The sequence below is a fragment of the Marinomonas sp. TI.3.20 genome, assembly GCF_038155025.1.
In the GTDB taxonomy this organism is placed as follows: domain Bacteria; phylum Pseudomonadota; class Gammaproteobacteria; order Pseudomonadales; family Marinomonadaceae; genus Marinomonas; species Marinomonas flavescens.
Window position 1 is genome coordinate 185,480 of the sequence record NZ_JBAKAS010000003.1, and the last position, 24,254, is coordinate 209,733.

The 24,254-nt window shown below is 41.1% G+C and carries 23 protein-coding genes; 10 read left to right on the forward strand and 13 right to left on the reverse strand.

Annotated features, from left to right (window positions below):
- Positions 1 to 113 precede the first annotated feature (113 nt).
- A complete protein-coding gene (locus V6259_RS05055) occupies positions 114 to 1,271 on the reverse strand; it encodes a GGDEF domain-containing protein (RefSeq protein ID WP_341583571.1) in 1,158 nt (385 codons plus the stop codon).
- Between the two features lie 473 nt (positions 1,272 to 1,744).
- On the opposite strand from V6259_RS05055, the gene V6259_RS05060 reads away from it, so the two are divergent.
- Both V6259_RS05060 and V6259_RS05065 read left to right on the forward strand, forming a co-directional pair.
- Entirely contained in the window at positions 1,745 to 2,626 is an 882-nt protein-coding gene (locus V6259_RS05060; protein WP_341583572.1) for a glucosaminidase domain-containing protein, read from the forward strand.
- Positions 2,627 to 2,770: 144 nt separating this feature from the next.
- Complete coding sequence (locus V6259_RS05065) at positions 2,771 to 4,687, forward strand: beta-ketoacyl synthase (RefSeq protein WP_341583573.1); 1,917 nt, start codon at positions 2,771 to 2,773, stop codon at positions 4,685 to 4,687.
- Between the two features lie 571 nt (positions 4,688 to 5,258).
- Here the strand turns inward: V6259_RS05065 and V6259_RS05070 are convergent.
- The 3 genes from V6259_RS05070 to V6259_RS05080 form a co-directional block, all read right to left on the reverse strand.
- Positions 5,259 to 6,134 carry an SDR family oxidoreductase gene (locus tag V6259_RS05070; protein WP_341583574.1) on the reverse strand — a complete coding sequence of 292 codons (876 nt, stop codon included), beginning with the start codon at positions 6,132 to 6,134 and terminating at the stop codon, positions 5,259 to 5,261.
- Positions 6,131 to 6,910, reverse strand: coding sequence for a TatD family hydrolase (locus V6259_RS05075; protein ID WP_341583684.1), 780 nt, complete (start codon positions 6,908 to 6,910; stop codon positions 6,131 to 6,133). The genes V6259_RS05070 and V6259_RS05075 overlap by 4 nt, the downstream gene beginning before the upstream one ends.
- Positions 6,911 to 7,045: 135 nt before the next feature.
- Entirely contained in the window at positions 7,046 to 7,771 is a 726-nt protein-coding gene (locus V6259_RS05080; RefSeq protein ID WP_133012043.1) for an RNA methyltransferase, read from the reverse strand.
- Positions 7,772 to 8,053: 282 nt separating this feature from the next.
- Between V6259_RS05080 and V6259_RS05085 the strand changes: the two genes are divergently transcribed.
- Entirely contained in the window at positions 8,054 to 8,842 is a 789-nt protein-coding gene (locus tag V6259_RS05085) for an inositol monophosphatase family protein (RefSeq protein ID WP_341583575.1), read from the forward strand.
- 63 nt (positions 8,843 to 8,905) lie between these two features.
- Here the strand turns inward: V6259_RS05085 and galU are convergent, their stop codons facing one another.
- Positions 8,906 to 9,736, reverse strand: coding sequence for a UTP--glucose-1-phosphate uridylyltransferase GalU (galU, locus tag V6259_RS05090; protein WP_133012045.1), 831 nt, complete (start codon positions 9,734 to 9,736; stop codon positions 8,906 to 8,908).
- A gap of 61 nt (positions 9,737 to 9,797) precedes the next feature.
- Complete coding sequence (locus V6259_RS05095) at positions 9,798 to 10,679, reverse strand: ArgP/LysG family DNA-binding transcriptional regulator (protein WP_341583576.1); 882 nt, start codon at positions 10,677 to 10,679, stop codon at positions 9,798 to 9,800.
- A 100-nt stretch (positions 10,680 to 10,779) separates the two neighbouring features.
- Between V6259_RS05095 and V6259_RS05100 the strand changes: the two genes are divergently transcribed.
- Positions 10,780 to 11,391, forward strand: coding sequence for a LysE/ArgO family amino acid transporter (locus V6259_RS05100; RefSeq protein WP_133012047.1), 612 nt, complete (start codon positions 10,780 to 10,782; stop codon positions 11,389 to 11,391).
- A 64-nt stretch (positions 11,392 to 11,455) separates the two neighbouring features.
- On the opposite strand, the gene V6259_RS05105 is transcribed toward V6259_RS05100, so the two are convergent.
- The 5 genes from V6259_RS05105 to betI form a co-directional block, all read right to left on the reverse strand.
- Positions 11,456 to 12,736: an MFS transporter gene (locus tag V6259_RS05105; RefSeq protein WP_133012048.1), complete on the reverse strand. Its 1,281-nt coding sequence runs from the start codon at positions 12,734 to 12,736 to the stop codon at positions 11,456 to 11,458.
- Between the two features lie 420 nt (positions 12,737 to 13,156).
- Complete coding sequence (gene choV / locus V6259_RS05110) at positions 13,157 to 14,344, reverse strand: choline ABC transporter ATP-binding protein (RefSeq protein ID WP_341583577.1); 1,188 nt, start codon at positions 14,342 to 14,344, stop codon at positions 13,157 to 13,159.
- Between the two features lie 2 nt (positions 14,345 to 14,346).
- Positions 14,347 to 15,192, reverse strand: coding sequence for a choline ABC transporter permease subunit (gene choW, locus V6259_RS05115; RefSeq protein ID WP_133012050.1), 846 nt, complete (start codon positions 15,190 to 15,192; stop codon positions 14,347 to 14,349).
- Between the two features lie 79 nt (positions 15,193 to 15,271).
- Positions 15,272 to 16,207 (reverse strand): choline ABC transporter substrate-binding protein, encoded by a 936-nt coding sequence (locus V6259_RS05120; protein ID WP_341583578.1) that lies wholly within the window; start codon positions 16,205 to 16,207, stop codon positions 15,272 to 15,274.
- A gap of 119 nt (positions 16,208 to 16,326) precedes the next feature.
- The gene (betI, locus tag V6259_RS05125) at positions 16,327 to 16,908 is read right to left on the reverse strand and encodes a transcriptional regulator BetI (RefSeq protein WP_133012052.1); all 582 of its coding nucleotides are present in this window, start codon (positions 16,906 to 16,908) and stop codon (positions 16,327 to 16,329) included.
- Between the two features lie 346 nt (positions 16,909 to 17,254).
- On the opposite strand from betI, the gene V6259_RS05130 reads away from it, so the two are divergent.
- From V6259_RS05130 to V6259_RS05150, 5 genes are all read left to right on the forward strand, one after another.
- Complete coding sequence (locus V6259_RS05130) at positions 17,255 to 18,409, forward strand: MalY/PatB family protein (protein ID WP_341583580.1); 1,155 nt, start codon at positions 17,255 to 17,257, stop codon at positions 18,407 to 18,409.
- A 55-nt stretch (positions 18,410 to 18,464) separates the two neighbouring features.
- Positions 18,465 to 18,860 carry a DUF1801 domain-containing protein gene (locus V6259_RS05135; protein WP_341583582.1) on the forward strand — a complete coding sequence of 132 codons (396 nt, stop codon included), beginning with the start codon at positions 18,465 to 18,467 and terminating at the stop codon, positions 18,858 to 18,860.
- 175 nt (positions 18,861 to 19,035) lie between these two features.
- Positions 19,036 to 19,305, forward strand: coding sequence for a hypothetical protein (locus V6259_RS05140; RefSeq protein ID WP_341583583.1), 270 nt, complete (start codon positions 19,036 to 19,038; stop codon positions 19,303 to 19,305).
- Positions 19,306 to 19,384: 79 nt separating this feature from the next.
- Positions 19,385 to 20,041: a YceH family protein gene (locus V6259_RS05145; protein ID WP_341583584.1), complete on the forward strand. Its 657-nt coding sequence runs from the start codon at positions 19,385 to 19,387 to the stop codon at positions 20,039 to 20,041.
- A gap of 100 nt (positions 20,042 to 20,141) precedes the next feature.
- Complete coding sequence (locus V6259_RS05150; RefSeq protein ID WP_133012056.1) at positions 20,142 to 21,188, forward strand: Gfo/Idh/MocA family protein; 1,047 nt, start codon at positions 20,142 to 20,144, stop codon at positions 21,186 to 21,188.
- A 97-nt stretch (positions 21,189 to 21,285) separates the two neighbouring features.
- On the opposite strand, the gene V6259_RS05155 is transcribed toward V6259_RS05150, so the two are convergent.
- Positions 21,286 to 22,236, reverse strand: coding sequence for an AEC family transporter (locus V6259_RS05155; protein ID WP_341583585.1), 951 nt, complete (start codon positions 22,234 to 22,236; stop codon positions 21,286 to 21,288).
- A gap of 26 nt (positions 22,237 to 22,262) precedes the next feature.
- On the reverse strand, positions 22,263 to 23,165 hold the full coding sequence (locus V6259_RS05160) for a LysR substrate-binding domain-containing protein (RefSeq protein ID WP_341583586.1): 903 nt from the start codon (positions 23,163 to 23,165) through the stop codon (positions 22,263 to 22,265).
- A gap of 154 nt (positions 23,166 to 23,319) precedes the next feature.
- Between V6259_RS05160 and V6259_RS05165 the strand changes: the two genes are divergently transcribed.
- Entirely contained in the window at positions 23,320 to 24,018 is a 699-nt protein-coding gene (locus V6259_RS05165) for a pirin family protein (protein WP_341583587.1), read from the forward strand.
- Positions 24,019 to 24,254: the final 236 nt, after the last annotated feature.

Sequence of the window (24,254 nt, forward strand, 5' to 3'; positions counted from 1 at the left end):
TAATAGATGCCTTTCAAAAAGACATCTATGAAGTCGTTCTAAGAATTATAAACAGCTATTTTATAAGCGCAATAGATTGAAAGAAAATATCTGACCATTTGTACAAGTTTTTTTTATGTTTTACGCGTTTTCGATGAATTCGCCTGCACAATTTGATTACGCCCTTTACGCTTTGCCTGGTAAAGCGCCTCATCAGCTCGCTTTAATACAGCATCAGGGAACTCTCCTTGACTGGCAAAAGCCACACCTAAACTGGCAGTAACGTTAACAAAAACATCTTGTTTTTTCTTAGGATCGAATACAGAAACACTTGCATGCTCAATTTGGTCACGAATGTCCTCTAGAATATCGCTCACTTCTTCAAGATGTTTATGGCGAAACACTATGGTGAACTCTTCTCCTCCATAACGAAATGCTTGTCCAGGATGAGAAAAACGCTTTAATTGGGTCGCTACATTTTTCAGAACCCTATCGCCCATGTCATGCCCATAGGTATCGTTAAATTTCTTGAAATGATCTATATCCACCATCGCTAAAGCATATTTCTTAGGTAGACCCACTAATTTTTCATTAAGTGCTCGACGCCCGGGCAGTTTAGTCAAATCGTCTAAATATGCCATACGATGGCTTTCCATTAATAAAAACCAAATCCATAACAAAAATTGTGCAGACAACAAAGCATCAAATTGACTTTGAGAAACAGAAAAATGACTTAATAGGATCAAGCTAATAATACTGACCAAGCCACAGGCACTAAAGTTATCGTTACTCACCCACCATGACGTAAAAATGAGAGAAATACTCAACAATAAGATGGTCCAAAGCAAGAAAGTAGACCAAGTAATCTGAAGATTGAAAATGGGGTGGTCTAAAAAGCCAAAGGAAATCCAGTGAGCTTCAACGGAGTAAGACCAACACAACAACATAGCCAAAAACAAAAAACGATTAATGACAAATCGATTAAAAAAGCCACGCTCTTTTACAAAAGTCAAAAGGGCAATACAAAGACAAGACACGACCAAATAAGCCGTTACCGAGGCATCACTGTCCGCACTGTGTACTTTAGGAATAAGAAGTAAACAGACTAAAATTAGCACTCGACCCTTATTGAAATGCCAAGCCAAAAGAATCCCGATGGCAAACAATATAAAAGGCAATAATGGAAGCAAATCAATCCACAGAGGAGGAAGAAAACCTACATATAAGCTGGCATACACACTGGCAAGCAAAATTAGACATGGAAATAAGAGAGACTGTAAACGCTCAACCATAAAACGCCTTAAATCATTGAATCATTGAATCATTCGATTAAATACAATCGACATTTTGCCTCGAAAGCACATAACTTTCATTAACAATAAGTAAATAAATAGTAAGCACACTAAAATTGGCTTATTAATTGAGTAGAAATAGAGGTGTAGCATTCATTCCATGAGTTTATAAAGACCCACAGCCAATCTGGACATTATTTACAGAATATTAAGAAAAGCTATTCACCCACTTTACAGCAACACAGAGGCCAGTGTTCTGTAAAATAAGACAAGCCTTTCTTTTTAATTAGCACTTTTTCGCAAAAATAGACAAATAAGGTAAAATTAGAGGAGTTAAAGGATAAAGCTATTAAAGTCTGTGTTTTTTCGAGATAATAAAAGTACTTTTTCTACTAAAATACAAACATGTGAAGAAGCGTTTTACTTACGTCATGCGCTTAAATTCACAAAAATATTGAGATTTGTGGTCATTTATGGAAAGAAAAATTCTCTGGCTTATATCCTTTGCTTTAATATTTATTCTTTGGCTCAAAATTGAGCCAGTGAAAGATGTGCAAAGTAATACGCCTAAAAGCCAAGTTTCAGAAACCACGAATGACCGCACTATCAACGAGTCAGATGAAGCAACACGTGACGAAAAAAATTACTTCAAAACACATCCCATTCAAACCAAGACACCTGACTTCAATGCTATCAAAAATATCAAGTTGCGAAAAACAACTTTTTTTAATTTTTTAACACCTTTTGTAAATCAAAAAAACACTTTATTACTTGCTGAAAGAGATCGACTTATCAGCTTAAGAAAAAAAGCCAAGAGTTTGTCAAAAAAGGATAAAAAATGGGTTATTGAGTTAATGTCTAACTATAAGCTCAATAAAGTAGATACTATTACTGCGGATGATATTGACGAGCTGTTAGCTCACATTGATATCGTACCCACCTCGTTGGTTCTCGCCCAAGCGGCTAATGAATCAGCATGGGGAACATCTCGGTTTGCAACAGAGGGAAATAACTTTTTTGGCCAATGGTGCTTTAGAAAAGGTTGTGGTCTTGTTCCAGAGTCAAGAGATGACGATGCAGACCATGAAGTACGTAAGTTTTCTAATGCTCGAGAATCTGTATTTTCCTATATTGATAATTTAAATAGCAATGCGGCTTACAAAGAATTAAGAGGCATACGCGCTGACTTACGAGAAAACGAAGCCCCTATTACTGGACTTGCTCTCGTACATGGCTTAGATCATTATTCACAACGTGGACAGGATTATGTAGACGAAATAGAAGGACTGATCCAATACAACAAGCTTTGGCGATTCAACACACTCAATCGTAACAAGCAAAAGAGCACTGAATAAAACGTCACAGCTATCTGTGCATAATTTTGTAACTTAGACCTATATATTTGAAGTGAATTTTTCGCCACAGGGTGGCTAAGCAATCCGACCTTCATTACAATAGCCTGATTATTTACCCACTCAATTAAGAACGAGGAAATTCAATTGGCCCGTTTACCTGTTATTATTGGCTTTGGCGGAATCAATTCAGCTGGTCGTTCATCTTCTCATCAAGCCTATCGACGGATTGTATTAGATCTTCTCCCAAGCTCAATTCAGCAGGATGTATTACTCGATCTTGCCACACTCACAAATGCCGCAGAATATAAGAATGGTCTTTGGCATACGGAAAGTGGAGAAGAGCTAGACGCAGCTTCTCTTATTGACAGCATTGGCGAATCATTACTTGCAAGAACATTGATTCGTAGAATACACCCTAGCTTGTTCGACGTTGATCACGTCACTCGACATAAATCTGCCGTATTAACGCCAACTGGCCAAGACGAAAAGCTGAGCTTTACGATTAAAACCCGTTCTCTACCTTCTGACCGTCCTACAAATTGGCAAGTAACTGAGATTTCAGATCACCTATCTAGAGTGACTATTGATGGTAACTTGGAAGCCTTTATCAAGGATTCTAAAGCTTTATCAGTAAAATCTGCAGGTCAATTACCAACTGGATTTGACCCTTCCAAGCTTTATCAGAGTAGAAACCACCCTCGCGGTCTACAAATGACTGTATATGGAGCCTCTGATGCGGTTCAAAGTAGCGGCATTGATTGGGAGCTTATTCGTAGTAAGGTAGCACCTGATCAAATGGCGGTTTATGCGGCCAATTCTATAGGCCAAATGGACGACCTTGGTTTTGGCGGAATGCTGAAATCTGCGCTGATAGGCAAACGAACGACCTCTAAACACTTGCCTCTTGGCTACGCCCAAATGCCAGCGGACTTTGTTAACGCCTATATTTTAGGCAGCGTCGGCAGTGTCGGTACTTCTATTGGTGCTTGTGCAACGTACTTTTTTAACCTAGAAAAAGCCGTTGAAGGGATTAAGTCTGGCAAATTGCGAGTTGCTATGGTCGGTGGCAGTGATGCACCGATTACACCAGAAATAATTGAAGGCTTTCGAACTATGGGGGCTTTAGCGGAAGACACCGCACTTCTTGCTCTTGACCAAATAAACAACCAAGAAGAACCGGATCATACTCGCAGCTGTCGTCCATTTGCTCAAAACTGCGGCTTTACCATTGCCGAGTCAAGCCAATGGACTTTGCTAATGGATGATGCGTTAGCAATGGAACTAGGCGCTGAAATCTATGGCGCTATTCCTGCTGTATTTTCTAATGCCGATGGGCATAAAAAATCTATTTCTGCACCAGGGATTGGCAATTACCTTACTATGAGTAAAGCCATGGCCTATTTACAGAATGTGATAGGAAAGGAAGGCTTAACTGAGCGAACCTTCATCCAAGCTCATGGTACTAGTACGCCTCAGAACCGAGTGACAGAATCACACGTACTTAGTAAAGTTGCAACAAGCTTTGGTGCAACGGGTATGCCTGTTACAGCGTTAAAAGCATTCCTTGGTCATTCTCAAGGAACGGCTGGCGGAGACCAATTACATCTTTCTTTAGGTGTTTGGAAAGATGGCATTCTACCCGGCATCACAACCTCGTCAGAGCTTGCTAATGACGTCTACCAAGAAGGCCTTCGCTTCCAACTTAAGCATGAATCTTACGGGAAAACGCATTTCGATGCGGCTCTTCTTAACTCAAAAGGTTTTGGTGGCAATAACGCGACGGCAATTTTATTGGCACCTCATAAAGTCATGGAAATGCTAAGCAAACGTTACTCAAAAGAAGAGTTAGACACATATAAAGTCAAAAATATAAAAGTGAAAGACACTGCCGAAGCTTATAACCAAGCCGCTATTCATGGGCAAGTGCTTCCTGTTTATAAATTTGGCTTTAACGTTCTTGGCGGCGAAGACTTAGCCATTAGCGATACAGATATTCATCTTCCTGGCTATGAAATGCCTGTTGTTTTTGATGTTAAAAACGAATTTGACGATATTTGCTAAATAAAAAAGCAGCTAGTACCACCTGAGGTATTAGCTGCTTCTTTTCTAATCTAGTTACCAATCTATAAGCCTTCGCTCTATCTCTACCCTCTTTTTATACAGCATACAATTTTTGACCAGACATGTTTAAATCGGCTCAGCCTTTAAATATAGAGCGCGACGATCGCCATAAAGGAAGAACAATTGCCGCCAATAAACAGCTAAGCGCACCATAAGACAATAAATATAATGCGTTAAAAAATTCGAGATGAAGAAAGGCACTCATGAAAATATAATTAGGTAAAACAGTACAGACCCACACGCCTAGGGTAAATATCATCATCGATACACTAGACAGTGGCTTTAGCTTCACAAGTAGCCAAGCTGTAAAATACAAATACACAAACGATGCTAAACAGAACAATAGGGTATGATTAATCGAGGGGAATCTAGACACGCTATCGCTATCATTGACCAAGGATATAGGTGCACCAGAATACCATGCAAAACCCAAAAGAATCTGCAATAAGAAGACCAGCACCACTGCTTTATGATTAATTTTATTCACGTTAAACCTTAATCCCCCTTTTCATTACGCCTTATAAAGCTCTTTAACCATATTTCGCAATACCGAGCGCCATGGTCGTTGCTTAACACCGTAATGATTAAATATTTTTCGACATGATAAAGACTGTCTTTTTATTTGTACAACCATCCCATCTTCTTCAGCAAAAGCCCCTTCTAAAGACTCTACTTCTAATTGAGCCTTAGGATCAAATTGACCAGACGTAGCCAAAATAGCCTCAACAAGGCGAACCCAACTAATTTCTTCTGCACAACAGTAGTGATAAATACCTGTATTACTCGCACCATAATAGCGCTGTTTTACTAAAGATAAAATCACTCGAGCTAAATCAGACACCGGTGTAGGACTACCAATAAGGTTATCTTTGTAAGCAAGATTAATACCATCTTGAATCAAACCTAAGGTTCGACAAACAAAATCATCACCATTACCACTAAACAACCAACCAGTTCTTAATACTATATTTTCAGGGTTATTTAACACTATAGATTCTGATTGAATTAGCATGCGAGCATAAGGATCATCGCTATCAGGTTTATCAGTTTCAAGATAAGGAACATTATTTTCACCAGAGAATACTCTGGCGCTACTCAACATAATAAGAGGAGCTTTGTGTTCACTCAACACGGTGAGTATTTTTTGGAATTTGCTGTAATCATCTTGCAAAGCATAGCGTAAACTCAATGCGTCGATGACAACATCATACTCCATAGACACCAATTCATTTGCCGCATCATCTCCTAGCAGAACGCCTTCTTGAGGAAATATCCAGTTAACATCAACCTGATCTTTTGAAAATGATAGTAATGCGGCACCTACTTCAGATTCAGCCCCCAACAGCAATATGTTAATGGGAGCATTAATCTCTTGTTTACTAGTCAAAGCGAATCCTCATACCACTTAGGGAAAATACTAAGAAGGTTCTGGTTTGTTTGCAGTGCAATTTCTTCAGCACTACTGTTTCGTATTACCGCAACACAATGGGCAATACCTGGAATAGAAAGAGGGGTATTTAACTCCCCTTGGTAACCACACAAAGGCATATCAGGTGAATCTGTCTCTAACACGAAAGAGAACGCATCGAGCTGTGCTAACACACGCTGCGCTTTTTTCGCCCTAGGATAAGTAATCGTACCACCAATTCCTAGAACAAACCCTAATGCCCGAAAACGCTCCGCTTGCTCAATACTGCCATTAAAAGCATGCACAACACCACCAAAAGTAAATCGTGTCTCACGAAGCGCCTTGAGCACTAAGTCATAACTTTTCCGAGCATGCAGAATAACAGGAAGCCCCAAATCACGAGCTACTATTAACTGTCTTGAAAAAAAAGCCTGTTGCCGTTTAAGCTCTACTGCACCAGGCCAGCAATCAAGCCCTATTTCGCCAACAGCAATAGCGCCTCTGGTTTGACACTGCTCTGCTAATAATTCAATGTCATCAAGCTTTGCACCTTCCAAAAAATATGGATGAAGCCCATAAGCGACCTGCCATTGAGAATAAACATTAGCCAATTCAGCAATTCGCATCCAACTATTTTTAGTTGTTGAAGGTACTAAAAAGCCTTCTACTTTGGCAGCACGACATGACGCCATTAAAGCATCTCTTGTGTCATCGAAAACATCAAAATCTAAGTGGCAATGGCTATCAATATACATAAACAAAGATTACATCATGAAAGGAAGTTCGACTAGAGACGGTATAACTAAGAAACGAAAAAGCCGCACATAAATGCACAGCTTTTAAGAGCGTTATACGATCAATACATTTTCAAATGCATTACTTGTTAATTATTAACCAACTTTTGTAGACTTCTCAACCGCTGAGAGCATACCACGCAACATTCCTAATTCTTGTTGATCGAGTTGAGCTCGCTGATAAAGTCGACGAAAACGCGTCATGACTTTACGCGGAGCCTTAGGATCTAAAAATTCGGTATCTACCAATACTCGCTCTAAATGCTCCAAGAGGAGATCTAATTGCTCGACGCTGGCTGCTGGCACATCCCATTTAGGTTCTACTATCGGCGCATCGGCCATTAATAGCCCTTTCATACGCAATTCGTAGGCAATTACTTGTACCGCAGCACCTAGGTTTAGCGAACTGAAACTTTCAACTGAAGGAATATGAACATGATAATGGCAACGCTGTAGCTCTTCGTTTGTTAGCCCTCGATCTTCACGACCAAAGACAAAAGCGGTTTCTAATTGCTCTTCAAATACCAAATCAGCGGCTTGCCTTGGGTCTACTAAAGGGCAAGGAATATGACGCTCTCGAGCACTTGTTCCGATAACGAGCTGACAATCAGCAATCGCTTCTTCTAGTGTATCTACAACAACGGCATTATCTAATACGTCAGTCGCCCCAGATGCTCGACTGACTGCTTCATCACTTGGATAATGTTTTGGGGCAACTAAATATAAATCCACCAGCCCCATATTTTTCATAGCCCTTGCTGCGCCACCAATATTTCCTGGATGGGAGGTATTTACAAGAACAATTCTTACTTTACTCTGCATGTTATGAACTACCAATTTCTAGCGAACGAATGATGTTGAGGATGTTAACAGATTTTTCTTTAAAATTAGCTAGGCGCTCAGTTTTTAACCAGATCTTTACTAGCCAAAAAAGTCCTTTTACGTTAGAATCCGCGCTCATATTTTGCGGTTTCCCTAATCGACTGCCCAATAAGTCGCTATTATTAGGGGAAACGCTTGCTCTTTAACACTTTAATGGCAACGGCATTGTCTTTCACTAAAAGACAATGCACGAACTCTCATTTAAAATATTGACGGTACCCCATGCAACCTAGAATCAATATCGCAATCAAAGCCGCTCGCGCTGCGGCAGAATACATCGTTCACTCCCAAGAAAAACTACTTTTCGATAAAGAGCAAGGACAAGATGCAGATCAGGTTTACCAAGTCGTTTGCTCTGGCGCTGAACGCGCTATCGTATACCACTTAGAAAAAGCCTACCCTGGCGATACCATTACCACTCGTCTTCAAGGCAGCGTTCAAAAAGGCGAAGAAGGTGAATGGATTATTGATGCTATTCAAGGTCAGCCTCTATTTACACGCGGTTTAACAGGCCACGTGATTACAATGAGCTATGTTGTTGCCGGTAAAGTGGAGCACGCACTAGTGCTAAACCCTCATACCAAAGACGAATTCTATGCAAGTAAAGGCCGTGGCGCTTACTTAAACAACACTCGAATTCGAACCAGTACTGCTCGCACCCTAGAAAAAACAACTGTTGCTGCTCAATTTCCAGTGACAGACCGCACAGCACCCTACCTATCAGGCCAACTTGCTATATTCTCTGAAATAGCTGAAAAAGGCGCTCGTGTTGTCATGCAAGATGCACCAGCATTGATGCTAGCGAATGCTGCAGCAGGTCGTTTAGACGCTGCTTGGGGAATCAAACTACAAGAATGGGAAATGCAAGCCTCGCTATTCATCGCAAAAGAAGCCGGCTGCCTATTTGCTAACTTTGATGGCTCACCAAATATCGAAAATGGTGATGTACTTTGTGCTAATGCGCGCTTATTCAAAGTATTATTACCTATTTTAAACAAGCACTTAAGCTAATTCTTATGTATAAAAAAGCCCGCTTTTATGAAGCGGGCTTTTTTGTTTTTTATAAAGCGCATCTTACGCTTTATAAATATTCTCATAGCAATAATTAGTCGCTTCTACAAAGCCATCTACACTACCGCAATCAAAGCGTCGACCTTTGAATTTATACGCCAGCACACAACCTTCTTTAGCTTGTTGTAAAATAGCGTCTGTGATTTGAACTTCACCATTACGACCTGGAGGAGTGTTGCGAATTTTATCAAAGATATCTGGCGTCAATATATAACGACCGATAATAGCAAGGTTAGAAGGTGCCTCTTCTTTAGAAGGTTTCTCAACCATGTCAGTTACACGATAAAGGCCTTCCATCATGTCATCGCCTTTGATCACACCATATTTATGCACTTCATCTTCAGGCACTTCCTCAATGGCTACAATGGTGCACCGAAATTGATTGTACAATTTCACCATTTGCGCCATTACACCATCGCCTCCTTCTTCACCAAAACAAAGGTCATCGGCCAAAACAACACCAAACGCTTCTTCACCAATCAATGGTTCACCCGTCAAAATGGCATGACCAAGACCTAACATTTGATTTTGAGGAATAAAAGAAAAAACCGCATTCGCAATTAAGTGGCGAATGCCTTCCAAATATTGCTCTTTGCTGGTACCAGAAATTTGATGTTCAAGCTCGTAGCTAATATCAAAATGATCAGCAATCGCGCGTTTACCACGGCCTGTTACGAAGGTCACATTTTTCAAACCCGCCTGCACAGCTTCTTCTACACCATACTGAACCAAAGGCTTGTTAACGATAGGAAGCATTTCCTTCGGCATCGACTTAGTGGCTGGCAAAAAACGTGTTCCATAACCTGCCACTGGGAACAAACATTTACGAATCATACTCTATCCTTAAAATAGCATTAAAGAATGGTCGCCAAAAAAAAATATGACAACCTATTAATTAGCTTAACGTATTCCGTGCTGTTGATAAAACAACGCCCGTTAAACGATCCAAAACTGGGGATTTCAACTTATACCAATGCCAATATAACGGCACATTTAATTTTGCCTTGGGAAATAATGAGATCAATCTCCCGTCTCTTATCTCTTCCACTACTTGCACAGTAGGAACCAAAGCACAGACTGTGCCAGCCATAATCATTTTTACAAAACCATGTGATGAAGGATACCAGTGACTATTGCGAATGTCCGCTTTTACTTGTAGACACTCATGCTGATAACGACGCCACAGATCATCAAATTCATCATAGATAAGCGAAGGCGCTCCTACGACAGTTTCGATACAAATATCATTTTTTAATTGCGTTTTAATGAACTCAGGAGAAGCCACCAGCTCATAGGTCATATTACCCAGAAAAACAGACTCTCCTCCAGACACAGGTGTACCAATTTGACTAATACAAGCAACAACCTCACCCGTCTGCAGAAGCTCTCTCGTTTTACCTTGATCTGCGGCTTTAATATGCAATCTCGCTTGATCAACGCCTGAGAACACACTTAATACTTGAGCAAACCAAGTTGCTAACACATCATTATTAACCGCAATAGAAAGCGGCTGATGGCTGTATCCTTCGTGTAGCAACTCAAATAAGCCATCTTCTAGCATGGTTACTTTATTCGCATGCGCCAGTAACTGCTCACCTAGGGGTGTTGCCGAAACAGGACGAGCCCTTATTAATAAAGGACCACCACACGCTTGCTCTAAACGCTTAATGCGCTGAGAAACCGCAGACTGAGTCAAGCCAAGGTGATCTGCAGCGCGCTCAAAACTCTGAAAACGCAATACCGCCACAAAGCAATTTAACGCCTTATAATCCATCATAATATTTTCTTATGTAATTTAAGCTAAATTAATTTAAATTTAATTGTAAATACACTTAGTATCAAGACCATTCAACAGACTCAGATAAGACGGAAAAGATATGATTGCATTTTTGAGTGGGGCAATTACTGGCGGTGGGCTTATTGTAGCCGTTGGCGCGCAAAACAGTTTTCTACTAGAACAAGCCCTAAAACGACACCTCGCCTTCCCTATCGCCTTTTTATTTATCATCAGCGACATTGTCGCGATTGCTCTCGGGGCGTTTGGCTTTGGCTTACTCATTCAAAGTAGTGATTGGTTATTAATGCTATTTCGATGGGGCGGGGTGGCTTTTTTAACCTGGTTTGCTTTTCAAAAATGGCGCTCATCCTTTCTCGATGAGCACCTTGTTCTCAAACATTTAAATACACGCTTAGCGGGTTGGCCGTTACTAATGATGGCCCTTGCAGTAACCTGGTTAAACCCACATTTTTACATTGATACCATGATTTTAATGGGCAGCTTATCCAATCAGTTTTTACATGATAAATGGATGTTTGTACTCGGCGGTGCCACCTCATCCATTGTCTGGTTTTTACTACTGGCGCTCATCGGTCATGCGTGTGCAAAATGGCTTAGCTCGGCCATATTCTGGCGCTGGTTTAATCGTGCCAACGCCCTATTGATATGGAGTATTGCGTTTAAAATTGCCACTCAGCCATTAGCGGGCTAAGCGCCAATGGTGGCAGCTAAAACACAATGTTTCTACAATATCGATTGAACGTAGTAATAAACGCTTATAACTTGATCTCAACCTCATGACTTTCATCTGGGGTTGAGGACGAATCGGCCTCTACCCACATTTCAGCCGTCGCAATTGGACTCACTGAAAGTGCAACCTGAATAGGATCACTTTGATCTTCAATGACCATAGGCGGCTGATAATTAATACGGTATAACGCCATCAGAGCGACTGAAAAGTTAATCGCAGCAACAAACCAAAATAAGGCATCAATACGAATCAAATCCATCAAAGACGCTGCCAATAGCGGCCCAATCATACCACCAACGCCATTAAGTAGGATCATGCCACTACTCGCGGATAATATTTGCTCAGGTCGTAACTGGTCATTCATATGGGAAGAAGCTAACGAGTACATAGGGAAGGTAAATGCCCCAACACAGAACATGCCTACCATCATCAATATCTGACTGTTGCCCATATTGCCCAGCGGTACAATAAAAGCCGCAAGCCCGCCGACCAAGCCCACCCACAACATAGTCACTCGGCGATCCTGGCGGTCCGACAGCTTTCCTATCGGCCACTGCAACAACATACCGCCGACATAACTTGCACCAATAAATAATGAAATCTGACCAATACTCATACCAATGCTTTGGGCATACAGAGCACCAAGCCCCAGCAAAGCCCCCGCGGTGACTCCGGCGGCGGTTACGCCCGTCACACCGAGTGGCGCGGTCTTAATCAACCCCATTATATTTAGTTTTTCTGGCACATTAATCGTTGGCGAAGGAGTCCGTACCAATAACAAGGGGACCAACGCCATAGAAATCAAAACGGACGTTAAAATAAACAGACCATATCCACTAGGAGAAGAAAAATTCAACAAGACCTGACCTAATGTCTGACTTGCCCATATCTCAATGGTATAAATAGAAAATAATCGGCCTCGAGTTTGGTTCGTCGCAATGTCGTTTAACCAACTTTCCGTGACAATATACAAACCCGCGTAGCACAAGCCCGTGCCCATTCTCATGAGCATCCAAAACCAAGGATTTACCACCACAGATTGCATCAATATCGTCACCGACGCCAACGACGCCACCGCGGCGAAGACTCGAATATGACCGACATTTTTGACCCAAATAGGTACTAAAATAGATCCGACGATAAAACCAAAATAGTACGATGACATGATCAAACCTGTCGCCGTCGTATCAAAAGACTCTAACGATGCACGAATACCAATTAAGGAGCTTTGCAAGGCGCTCGCCATAGAGAGAATGGCAATACCGAAAAGCAAGCTCCAAATAGGAAGCAGTAGAGTTTTAAACATGAATATCCTTCGTACTAACGTGCAGTTTTAACAAAATAGGTGGTTATAATTTCGGCAGACTATACCGACACAATTTATGAATGCAATAACTAATCATCAGGTTAAAAATTTTACTTTCATGATCGTAATTTAACTATTCAGTGTAAAGTATTCAAACCGATTAAAGTAAAAAAAACAGCACCTCTGCTACAAGATAATACACGTAAGTTCAGTACTGTATTTAATACTATCGCCCCCGGCACTGAGCTCACCGGGACATTAGTTCGAACCTGATTCTTTACTCTTAGCCATTACGACAGTCTGCCGTACTTTCATTAGAAAAGTGGCAAAAAAAAGCGAAGATAAATGGCTTATCTTCGCTTTAAGTTGAACTGTACTAAAAAGCCTGATGACTTAAAAATACCTTTTAAGAGTCTTTCACTACTTTGTCTCAGTACGACTAAAGTGCTTACCTAATAGTGCGTGGTAGAAGTTATGGTCGCTTAGAATACCAACACATTGGCCGTTATTTTCCAGCACAATGGGACGATTCGTGTGGTAACGAATCTCGACTGCATCACGCATTTTAATCGTTTCATCCACTCGGATAACGGTATTAGCTGGCATGTCTTCAATTTGCATACCGGGCGCCCATTGAGCACTCGCAACCTCTTCTTCGCTGTTGTACACGCCTTGAAATTGACCAGCATCCAACGCAAGCCAAAGATTTTCACCTACGTTAAAGCGTGCTTCTTTTTTCGGCAGCTCTGCAAGCGGGGTCATTAACGCACTACCACACAACACATTAAGGGGATTAGTATGGGCAACAAACTTCTCAACGTATTCAGTGGCTGGGTTTAAGACAATTTGCTCTGGTGCTCCTTGCTGAATGATACGAGCTGATTCCATAATGGCGATTTTAGTGCCAATCTTTAGCGCTTCATCTAAGTCATGGCTAACAAAAATAATAGTTTTGTTTAAACGCTTTTGTAGCTCGATCAATTCGTCTTGTAACTGAGAACGAATTAAAGGATCGAGCGCAGAGAAAGGCTCATCCATCAATAAAACATCAGTATCCATCGCAAAAGCTCGCGCTAGGCCAACACGTTGTCGCATCCCCCCAGACAATTCATCTGGTTTTTTGTCAGCCCATTGAGTTAAGCCAACCATATCTAGCTGTTCTTTTGCTTTAGCAAGGCGATCTTTCAGAGCCATTCCTTGCATTTCAAGACCAAATGCCACGTTTTCCAGCACAGTCAACCAAGGCATTAACGCAAAGCTTTGAAACACCATAGACACTCGGTTAGTACGCATATGACGCAATGTTTTTTCATCACATGTCGCCATATCAACCATGTCGTCGCCGTCTCGAACTAGGCAGCGCCCACGGGCAATTTTATTGAGACCATTAACGGCTCGAAGCAAGGTCGATTTACCAGAACCTGAGAGGCCCATTAAGACACAAATTTCGCCTTCGTTTACTTCGATGTTGGCGTCTTGTACCCCGACGACATCGCCAGTCAAACCAAGAATGTCGTTACGAGTGTGTCCTTTATCCATTAAAGGGAGTGTTTTTGCCAAATTATCGCCAAACACAATATCTAAATGCTCTATTGTTACAACAGCCATAATTATCCCTCTTTTCTCATCGATGGTGTTTTACAAATACGGTCCAACATAATGGCGACTAAAACAATAGCGATCCCCGCCTCAAAACCTTGAGAGATATTTACCGTATTCAATGCTCGGATTACAGGTTTGCCCAAGCCATCCGCACCAACCAATGCCGCGACAACCACCATAGATAAAGACAGCATAATACATTGTGTAATACCGGCCATTATGCTCGGCATTGCTGCAGGTAATTCTACTTTGTAAAGTAATTTTGATTTCGTACAACCAAACGCCAAACCCGCTTCGAGCAATTCGCTAGGCACTTTACTGACCCCTAAGTAGGTCAATCGTATCGGCGCAGCTATGGCAAAAATAACGGTTGAAATCAGACCAGGTACATAGCCTAGACCAAATAAAATAAGAGTGGGTATCAAATACACAAACGTAGGAATAGTTTGCATCAAATCTAAAATAGGTCGCAATATCGTGTATAGCCAAGAACGATGTGCGGCCGCAATTCCAATGGGAATACCGATTAGCACACTAAAGGCCGTCGCCGATATTACCAACACCAATGTTTGTACCGTCTCTTCCCAGTAGCCCATGTTAATAATTAACAGTAAAGACGCGGTAATGAACACTAACAACCCAATACTGTGATGTAAAAACCAAACACCAACCAAAACAATTGCAATGACAGCCAGCGGAGGAGCCCACATAATTGAGTCAACCATAGATGTGATCATGGTTTCTAATACAAAAGAAATCAGATCAAAAAAGCCAGAAGCCGAGCCCACAAGCCAGTCTATAAAGCTTTCCATCCAGGCGCCAAGAGGGATTTTATTATCCGTTAGCCAATCCATATTTTATCTCCCGATTTGTAAAAACAGGCACCAGAGGTATATCACCACTGGTGCGCTATACATTAAAAAATAACGTTTTTTATAGACCTAAGTGCGCTTTAACTGCCGCTAGACCATTACCACCTGATTTTGTATTAACGCCATCAAGCCAAGCAGTAAGAGCATCGGGATGTGCTTTTAGCCACTCTTGTGCTGCTGCCGCTGGTTTTTTGCCATCATCAAGAATGTAGCCCATGATTTGGTTTTCCATTGGCATAGTAAACTTCAGATTAGTAATCAATTTACCTACGTTAGGGCATGACTGGATGTAACCTTTACGAACGTTAGTATGTACGTTCGCACCGCCGTAATTAGGACCAAAATATTCATCACCGCCAGACAAGTAATCCATATCAAAATTTGAATTCATTGGATGCGGAGCCCAACCTAAAAACGCAATCCATTTATGACGACGGATGTTACGCTTAACTTGAGAAAGCATACCTGCTTCACTTGATTCAACTAATTGGAAATTACCTAGATTAAAGGCATTTTTATCGATCATATCTTGAATAAGACGGTTGCCATCGTTACCAGGTTCGATGCCATAGATACGTCCAGCAAACTCTTTGCGATGTTTAGCAAGATCAGAGAAATCCGTTACACCAGCATCATAAGCTTCTTTGCTGACTGCAAGTGTGTATTTAGCGCCTTTCAGATTAGGTCCTAAATCCTGAACCGTACCTGCTTTCAAATAAGGTGCTACATCGGCCTTCATGGAAGGCATCCAGTTACCTAGGAAAACATCTATATCTTTGTTCGCCATAGACGTATAAGTCACAGGCACAGACAATAGCTGTATTTTTGTATCGTAACCAAGGCCTTGCAATATTTCTGTTGCCACAGCCGTGGTAGAAGTGATGTCAGTCCAACCAACATCTGAAAAGCGTACTGTTGAACAATTCGCTGCCATTGTTAAGCCAGAAATACTGGCGATACCGACCGCGATTACGCCTTTGCTTGCCTTATTTAACATAACTCATCCTCTTTTATGGAAAACTATTGCGAACAAAGACTTTGTTCACTTAAATACATCAGAATTGCTTGGGTAAATCACTTCAGCTGTTAATAACAGCTTGCCTTAGACCCAAGCGACTAAGGTTTAAATACTAGCTCTAAATACGTTCCTATCTGCCGAGTTGAACGCACACTATCAATACCACCCGACAAACACCCTCTTAACCACATACCATCGATTAATGCTGCCACGGTTTGTGCTATTTCTCGTGCTTTCTCAATATCAAACGCTTCTTTTAGCACCACAACCAATGCAGTATGTAAACGGTGGTAATACACATTCTGCAATCTGAACAATGATGGTGTATGCATGGCCGATGCCCAAAACCCCATCCATGCCTTTACTACTTGAGGATGAGTTTGCGATTGGTTCAAGCTAGCTTGAACCAAGGCCATTACTTTTTCTTTAGAGGACTTATCTTTAGCCTGCAAAACTTCTTTGCTTAATCCTTCAAAAAACTCATGAATTAAACTCTTCATCGTTTCTTCAAGAAGACCGTTTTTTCCGCCAAAATAATGATTTATGATGGCTGGTGACACTCCAGCATTTTTACCGATAATACTAACGGTAGCGCCTGCGAAGCCATATTCATCAATGGCATTAATCGCGGCTTCGATTAACTGAGGCTTTCGTATTTCTTGCATTCCCAATTTTGGCATTACAAATCCTTTTTTATTAAACAGCCGTTTAATGAAAACTATAGTAGGCTGCTTTTACAATAATGGTCAACCCTTGACAAATCAAAAACTTAGTACTCTAAACAACTTAAGCTTATGATTTAAAAGAGTAAAATGGTAAATAAAATAAATATTAACTTTTATTAATAAACTGCTATTGTCGTGAATATAAACATTAAGGACGTTTTTTAAACAATTCTAAGGTCGCCAATCGAAATATCACTGCATCACACTTTTTTTGTTTAAAATATAGTCAATCACAAGATATAGTGAAGGTCACCCAACTCACATTAAGAATAGAGTTCAAAATACTAATAGGAATAAGGTAATGGATAGCAACGCATCTTGTTTTGATAAAGAGATAGACCGAACAAACAGCAATAGCGATAAATGGACCAAATATCCTCAAGATGTGATCCCATTGTGGGTCGCCGATATGGATTTTGAGTCGCCAGATTGCATCAAAACAGCCCTCAATGAGCGAATTGAGCACGGCGTTTTTGGTTATACACACGCTTCCAACGAACTAGAAAATACGATCGTAGAGTATGCAAAGCGTCGTTATGACTGGAGTATTTCAAGCGCACAGATTGTTCACTTACCAGGATTAGTCTGCGCTTTGCATTTAGCCGTAAGAGCTTTCTCTAGCGAAGGCGATACTATTATTGTTCCTAGCCCTATCTATCCTAATTTCAACAAGGCTGTACTTCATGCGAATCGTGAGTTATCGCATGTTGAGATGCAGATAGAAGACGGCCGTTGGGTACTTGATATGCAAGCGTTTGAAATCGCCTGTGCCCAACCCAATAGTAAAATGATTCTATTGTGTAACCCGCATAACCCAGGCGGTACGGTTTACACCAGAGCAGAACTTGAAGCAATTCATCAGCTTGCACAGCGCTATGATTTATTGGTCGTTAGCGATGAAATTCACTGTGACCTGATTCTCGATGATGTGCCTCATGTACCTTTCGCCAGCGTTAACGAAGACGCGACCAACCGTACCATCACATTAATGGCGCCTAGCAAAACCTTTAATGTTGCCGGCTTAGGCTATGCTTTCGCAGTGATTGCTAACCCAGCACTGAGGGCGACCTTTAACAATGCAAAAGCTGGGCTGGTTCCTTACCCTAATTTACTCGGTTTAATAGCGGCAAACGCAGCATTTGGAGAAGGTCAAGATTGGCACGAATCGCTACTCTCTTACCTAAAAGAAAATCGCAATATTATTGAGCGCTGGCTACCAAGCACTCCCCTAAAAATGGTTCATTTGGAAGCCACTTATTTGGCTTGGATTGATGTCTCTGCGTTACAACTTAATAGCGTTCATCAATTCTTTTTGGATGCTGGTGTAGGAATTTCTGATGGAAAAGATTTTGGCAATCCTAACTATATTCGCCTAAACTTTGGGTGTCCTAAATCACGACTCGAAGATGCGATTAAGCGAATAAATGATGCTCTAAAAAAGCATAATTATTTATAGTTCTCTTTATTAAAAAGGAATTAGGTACGCATAATCGAGCCCCTTGGAGGTTATTATGATGACGCTACCCATTAATCCCTTTGTCGATCACTATATTGAGCACGCCTCTGCAAGCATGCGTGCTGACTTGCATGAAATTCTCGCAATAATGAGACTGATAGCTCCCGAGGCGGAGCTTTCTTTTGATCTTGGCATTCCCTACTTCCAGCAAGATTCTGATCTGCTATTCGGTGTTGCGGCTAGAGAAGATCACCTGTGTATTTACTTTGATGATACAACCCAATTTTATTCTTTTGCAGAACGCTTAAATCATGCTCAATTCGGTGAAAATTGTCTCAGTTTCCATCGTCTTCACGACATCAATATTAATGTATTCGCTGAACTTCTAAGCCAGATAAAAGTTCATTCAATAAAGCAAGGCCGTGACCGTACAGCCCATTTATTACATTAAAAAACTTCTCTGGGAGCCCATTAAACACATGCTATTAAATAATCACACTTTGTGTAATCAATGACGAAATAGTCATGTCATTGGCTACCAAAGTGCTTTATTATAAAAACATTACAAATAAGAGGGTTAAAAAGTCATCTCACTTTTACATTAACCCAATAGGCAACCTAGCTTAATGAGCGATTTTTCCTTACAAATTGGTATTTGGATGTCTTTACCTTGTTCACTTATACTTTGGCAATGGAAAATACATAAGACACTACACCATCAAGTACCAAGACAATCTTCCCATAACAATAGCTTACTGTTGTTAAGCTCATTACGCCTTAGACTCACCCAAACCTCACTCACCTCCCTGATCGCTGTTATCCACACAAATCAAAACAGTGGTGGCAAAAATAAAGCCACTCTGGATAATTCTAAAAAAAAGGCCAAACCTTATTAAAGTTCTTGTTGCTAATACCCTTTCAAAAAACATTATTGTTAACTAGGTTCTATTCAAAATAAACACTTTAGGAAAGACTATGAGTTATCACGAAATTAATCAGATTGAAATGCGGATTATCGGTTGCCTCATTGAAAAAGAAATTGCTACGCCTGACCTCTATCCGCTTAGCATCAACTCACTTGTTAGCGCTTGCAATCAAAAATCCAGTCGCGACCCTGTTACCAGTTACACAGAAGTTGAAATTCAAGATGCGTTAGATACTCTTACCAAAAGAGGTTTAGTTACCAATGCTTCAGGTTCCAATGGGCGCGTAAGCAAATATCAGCACCGTTTTTGTAACACCGAATTTTCAGACCTTCAATTATCCACTGCAGAGCTTGCTGTGATTTGCTTACTTTTCGTCCGAGGCCCTCAAACTCCCGGAGAATTGCGCTCAAGAAGTGGTCGCTTACATAATTTCCAAGATAGAGAAGAAGTTGAAGACACGCTAAAATCTTTGCAAGAAAAAACCGGTGGCCCTTTTGTGAAACAACTAGCAAGAGAACCAGGAAAACGAGAGTCTCGTTATCAAGAATGCTTTTGTACAGAAAACAATATAGGCATTGAAGACATTGCTATTAGCACCTCTAATTCAACTGACGACTCACTAAAAAACAGAGTAGAAGAGTTAGAAGAATTGGTATTAAACTTGTCTGAACGACTAGAAAAGATAGAAAATGCCAGTGGACTGTAGTCAAAATTAACGGCAGACTTAATCGCTTTTTAATAATATGAATTATCAATTAAAATGCCGTTAATCTCGGACCATTTATTACTTACAAGAGGAGAATCCCATGAAACAGGTACGCTGGGGAATAATCGGCACAGGGAATATTGCCCGCCGTTTTGCAAGCGACTTTTGTTATGCAAAATCAGGCGAATTGCGCGCTATCGCTTCACGGGATAAATCCTCAGCGGATGCATTCTCTGCTGATTTCGACATCGAGCTTGCCTTTGTAGATTACTTTTCACTAATCAATAGTCACGAAGTGGATGTTGTCTATATCGCCACACCTCATACTTCTCACTATGATTTAACCAAGGCCTGCCTCTTAGCCGGCAAAGCCGTATTATGCGAAAAACCTTTGACCCTCAATGCAATCCAATCAAAAGAGCTTTATGATTTAGCAGCCGAGAAAAATATTTTCTTGATGGAAGCTATGTGGACACGCTTTAATCCTGTCATTGAACAGGTTATTGAATGGGTTGAAGAAGGCGAAATTGGCGAACTACACAGTATCCAAGCCAGTTTCAATTTCGTAGCCCCAACAGATCCAAATCATCGCTTATTGGATCCAAAATTAGGGGGTGGTGCCTTACTTGATATTGGTATTTACCCTGTTTTCCTTGCTCAATTATTTTTTGGTAAACCAGACTTTATTCAAAATCAAGCCGTTATTGGTGATACAGAGGTCGATATTTTTGAGCAAATACTCCTAGGCTGGGAAAACGGTCAGCTTGCTTCTTTGGAAGCATCGCTCATTTCTTGCAACCCAAATAGAGCCACTTTTTCTGGGTCCAAAGGGTATATTGAAATCGACTCAGAATGGTTTAAAGCCAAATCGTGCCGTATGGTAAGCAGTGAACAACAAGAACGAGTAATTGAGTTTGATTTTCCTGGAGAAGGCTACCAATTTGAGGTTGACGAAGTAAATCGATGTTTAATAGAAGGATTACAAGAAAGTCCTAACCATAGCAGACAGGACAGCCTTGAATTGATCGCCACGCTAGATGAAATACGTCAAGACATCGGATTAAGTTACCCAGGCGAAGCTGAGCATGATGATCATGAAGAGGACATTCACGATCATCACCATGAACATCACCACCACAAACACTAATTCTGTCTCTTAAGACCATGCTATTGAGGACCCGCTCATAGACATGGTCTTTATCCATTTCACAACGCTAATGTACTCTATATTGAGTACATTTAACTTAGCTAAATATCAGCTGGCTGAACCATACACTGACGGGAAGTGTGACGACACATAAGATAGTCTGTAAGGTAATAAACGCTGCCATTCGCTCCGCATCTCCCCCTAACTGACGCGCCAATGCATACGCTGAAGTGGCAGTAGGCACTACACCAAATAGAATGGCGACCAAAGCAGGCAAACCACTTATCCCCAGCCACCAGCACATCAAACCAATGGATAAAGGGAAAATAATAAACCGAGCTATAGTAGAAAAAACAAAGGTCATACCTACCGAACGGATTACCTCCAAACGCACGCTTGCCCCTACCGCTAATAAAACCATTGGCAACGCGGCTTTAGAAATTAGCTCAGCCATATCTGTCACTACTGGAATGGGGGTAAGTCCTAATAAATTCAGGCCACATCCTAGTACAATTGAGATAATTAATGGATTACGCACCAAGGCGCCGCTCAACAGCTTAGGTAATGATGGGCAAACCGCAACATTATCAGACGATGGTTTTCCGTGCATCAGCACCATACTGATCACCAAAAATACATTAATAGCAGGAATTAATACCGAGGCGCCTAGAGCTGCATAAATCAATCCATCATTACCGTACAAACTCCCCGCTAACGCTAAAACAATAAAAGTATTAAATCGGACACCCGCTTGTAACATGCTGGATGCTGTTGGCGCTTTTGCACCAATAAGCCAAACGCTCGCAAAAGTAAAAATAGCCGTCATTACTAAAGCACTAAGTAGCACTAAAGCATATTGCGGTAATAGTGGATTTGAGAAATCGATTTGGGACGTTTTATAGAAAAGTAAGGCAGGGAAAAGGAGCCAATAAGTCAACTTATCAACACCTGGCCAAAATCCCGACATAGGAAAACTCAAGCGCTGACAGAGTGCGCCAGCCATCAGTAGTAAAAAAACAGGAATAATATCCATTGAAAGTGAAAACACACTAAGTCCTTATTATGATGTAAACGTTAACGCTTCATTAAATGCCAGTTCTGCTTTACTAATTCAGTAATGAACCAGTCAAGCCCTCGCCCCACTTCTTCTTTCCGCCATGCCAAATACGCCATTTGATTTGGTCTTGGTATACTGCATTCGCGAATAACCAAATCTCCTCTTTTGAGTTCCTCACTAATGCGGTGCTTAGGTAAATACCCTACTCCTAGTCCCAAGCATTGAGCCTGTATTTTACTGCGCATCGTATCGACTCTTAGCACTTGCCTACTTTCAAAAATACCGCTATTTCGGGCTGGCAAGATTTTTGACGTATCAGCGACAACAATCGCAGGATAATCACGCAACTGCAGAGCAGTAACTGGGCCTTGCGATGAAGCTAGCGGATGCATTGGCGACACAGCAAACACAAATTCGATCTCCCCTAATAGTTGAGTATGAAAACTTCCTTTAGGGAGTTCTCCAGTCGCACCTATCACTAAATCTACTCGATCATCCTGTAGCGCGTCCCAAGCACCACCAACCGCTTCTTCTGATAAGCTGATTTCAACTGGACGGTTTTGCGATAAAAACATACCCACCACCAACATTAAAGGCTCTTCCTCTAGCACTGTATCACGGGCAATTCTTAACCTTGGCTCCCATCCGGACTCTAGCTCTTTAACGGAATCTTCCAAATGGCGAGCGGCCTCTAAAATACATTGCCCTCTCTCCAAAACAAGTTGACCCGCAGACGTCAATACGGCCTTTTGGCGCGACCGATCGAATAACGCAACACCCAAGTCTTCCTCAAGTTTCTTAACCGTATAAGTTAAGGCAGATGGCACCTTGAAGAGCACATCAGCGGCAGCAGAAAAACTACCTTGCTGATGAATCGCCTCTAATACGCGCAAAGCTTCTATTGTGATGGCGTTATTCATAGGCCGATTCCTTTGTTCAAATATTTTGAAATACTAGCTCAAAACCTTCTAATTTTCTTTCAAATCCTTCTCTCTTACACTAACTCCATACCGAAGCAATGCGAACTGAAATTATTCAGTCCGTCCTATAAAATCAACCTGAAGGTGTTAAATTATGATCACTATCCGTAAAGCAAACGACCGTGGACAAGCTGACTTTGGTTGGCTAAATAGTCATCACACTTTCTCTTTTGGTCATTATTACGATTCAAAACATATGGGGTTTTCTCACTTACGTGTTATCAACGACGACAGGGTCACTCCTGGAGCAGGTTTCGATACTCACGGCCATCGTGATATGGAAATAATCAGCTATGTGCTACAAGGGCGCATCGCTCATAAAGACAGCGCAGGTAATATAAAAGAACTTCCTGCAGGTGAATTTCAGCTAATGTCTGCTGGTAAAGGCGTAACGCACAGTGAATTCAATGCATCAGATACTGAACCGTTAAAGTTTTTACAAATTTGGATTGAGCCTAATGTCACTGGAGGTAATCCAGGCTATCAACAAAAAGATTTTGGACAAAATCATGGTTTAACCACCATCATTACTCCTGATGGTCGCAATGGTACGCTAAGCATTAAGCAAGATGCTCAATTGTCACAACTTATCTTAGATGCAGGCAAGCAGGAAAAAGTCACCGTTAATAATAAACGTAATGTTTATGTGCACCAGATAGAAGGTGAATTAACCTTGAATGATGGCACTATTCTCACCCCTGGAGATGGCGTAAAGGTATCGGATGAAGTGGCTATTACGCTTAAAAACACAGGCACTACGCAAGTCAGAGCATTAATTTTTGACTTAGTATAACTCGAAGAAAATAGGCAAAAAACGCTATAGTGATTGGTTTACTAACGCCCTTTTTGGATGGCTTTTTCTACTTTTATACGCTCCATTGTCACTTATATCGCGCTATTTTATTCAAAAAACATGAATCTAGTGGTGATACACGACGCGACAGCTGTAAGAAATGTAGAAGGAGCCAAGGAAGCGCCTTTAATAGCGGATAATAAAGTGTCCTGTTTTCTTTACAGGTTTTAAATAAT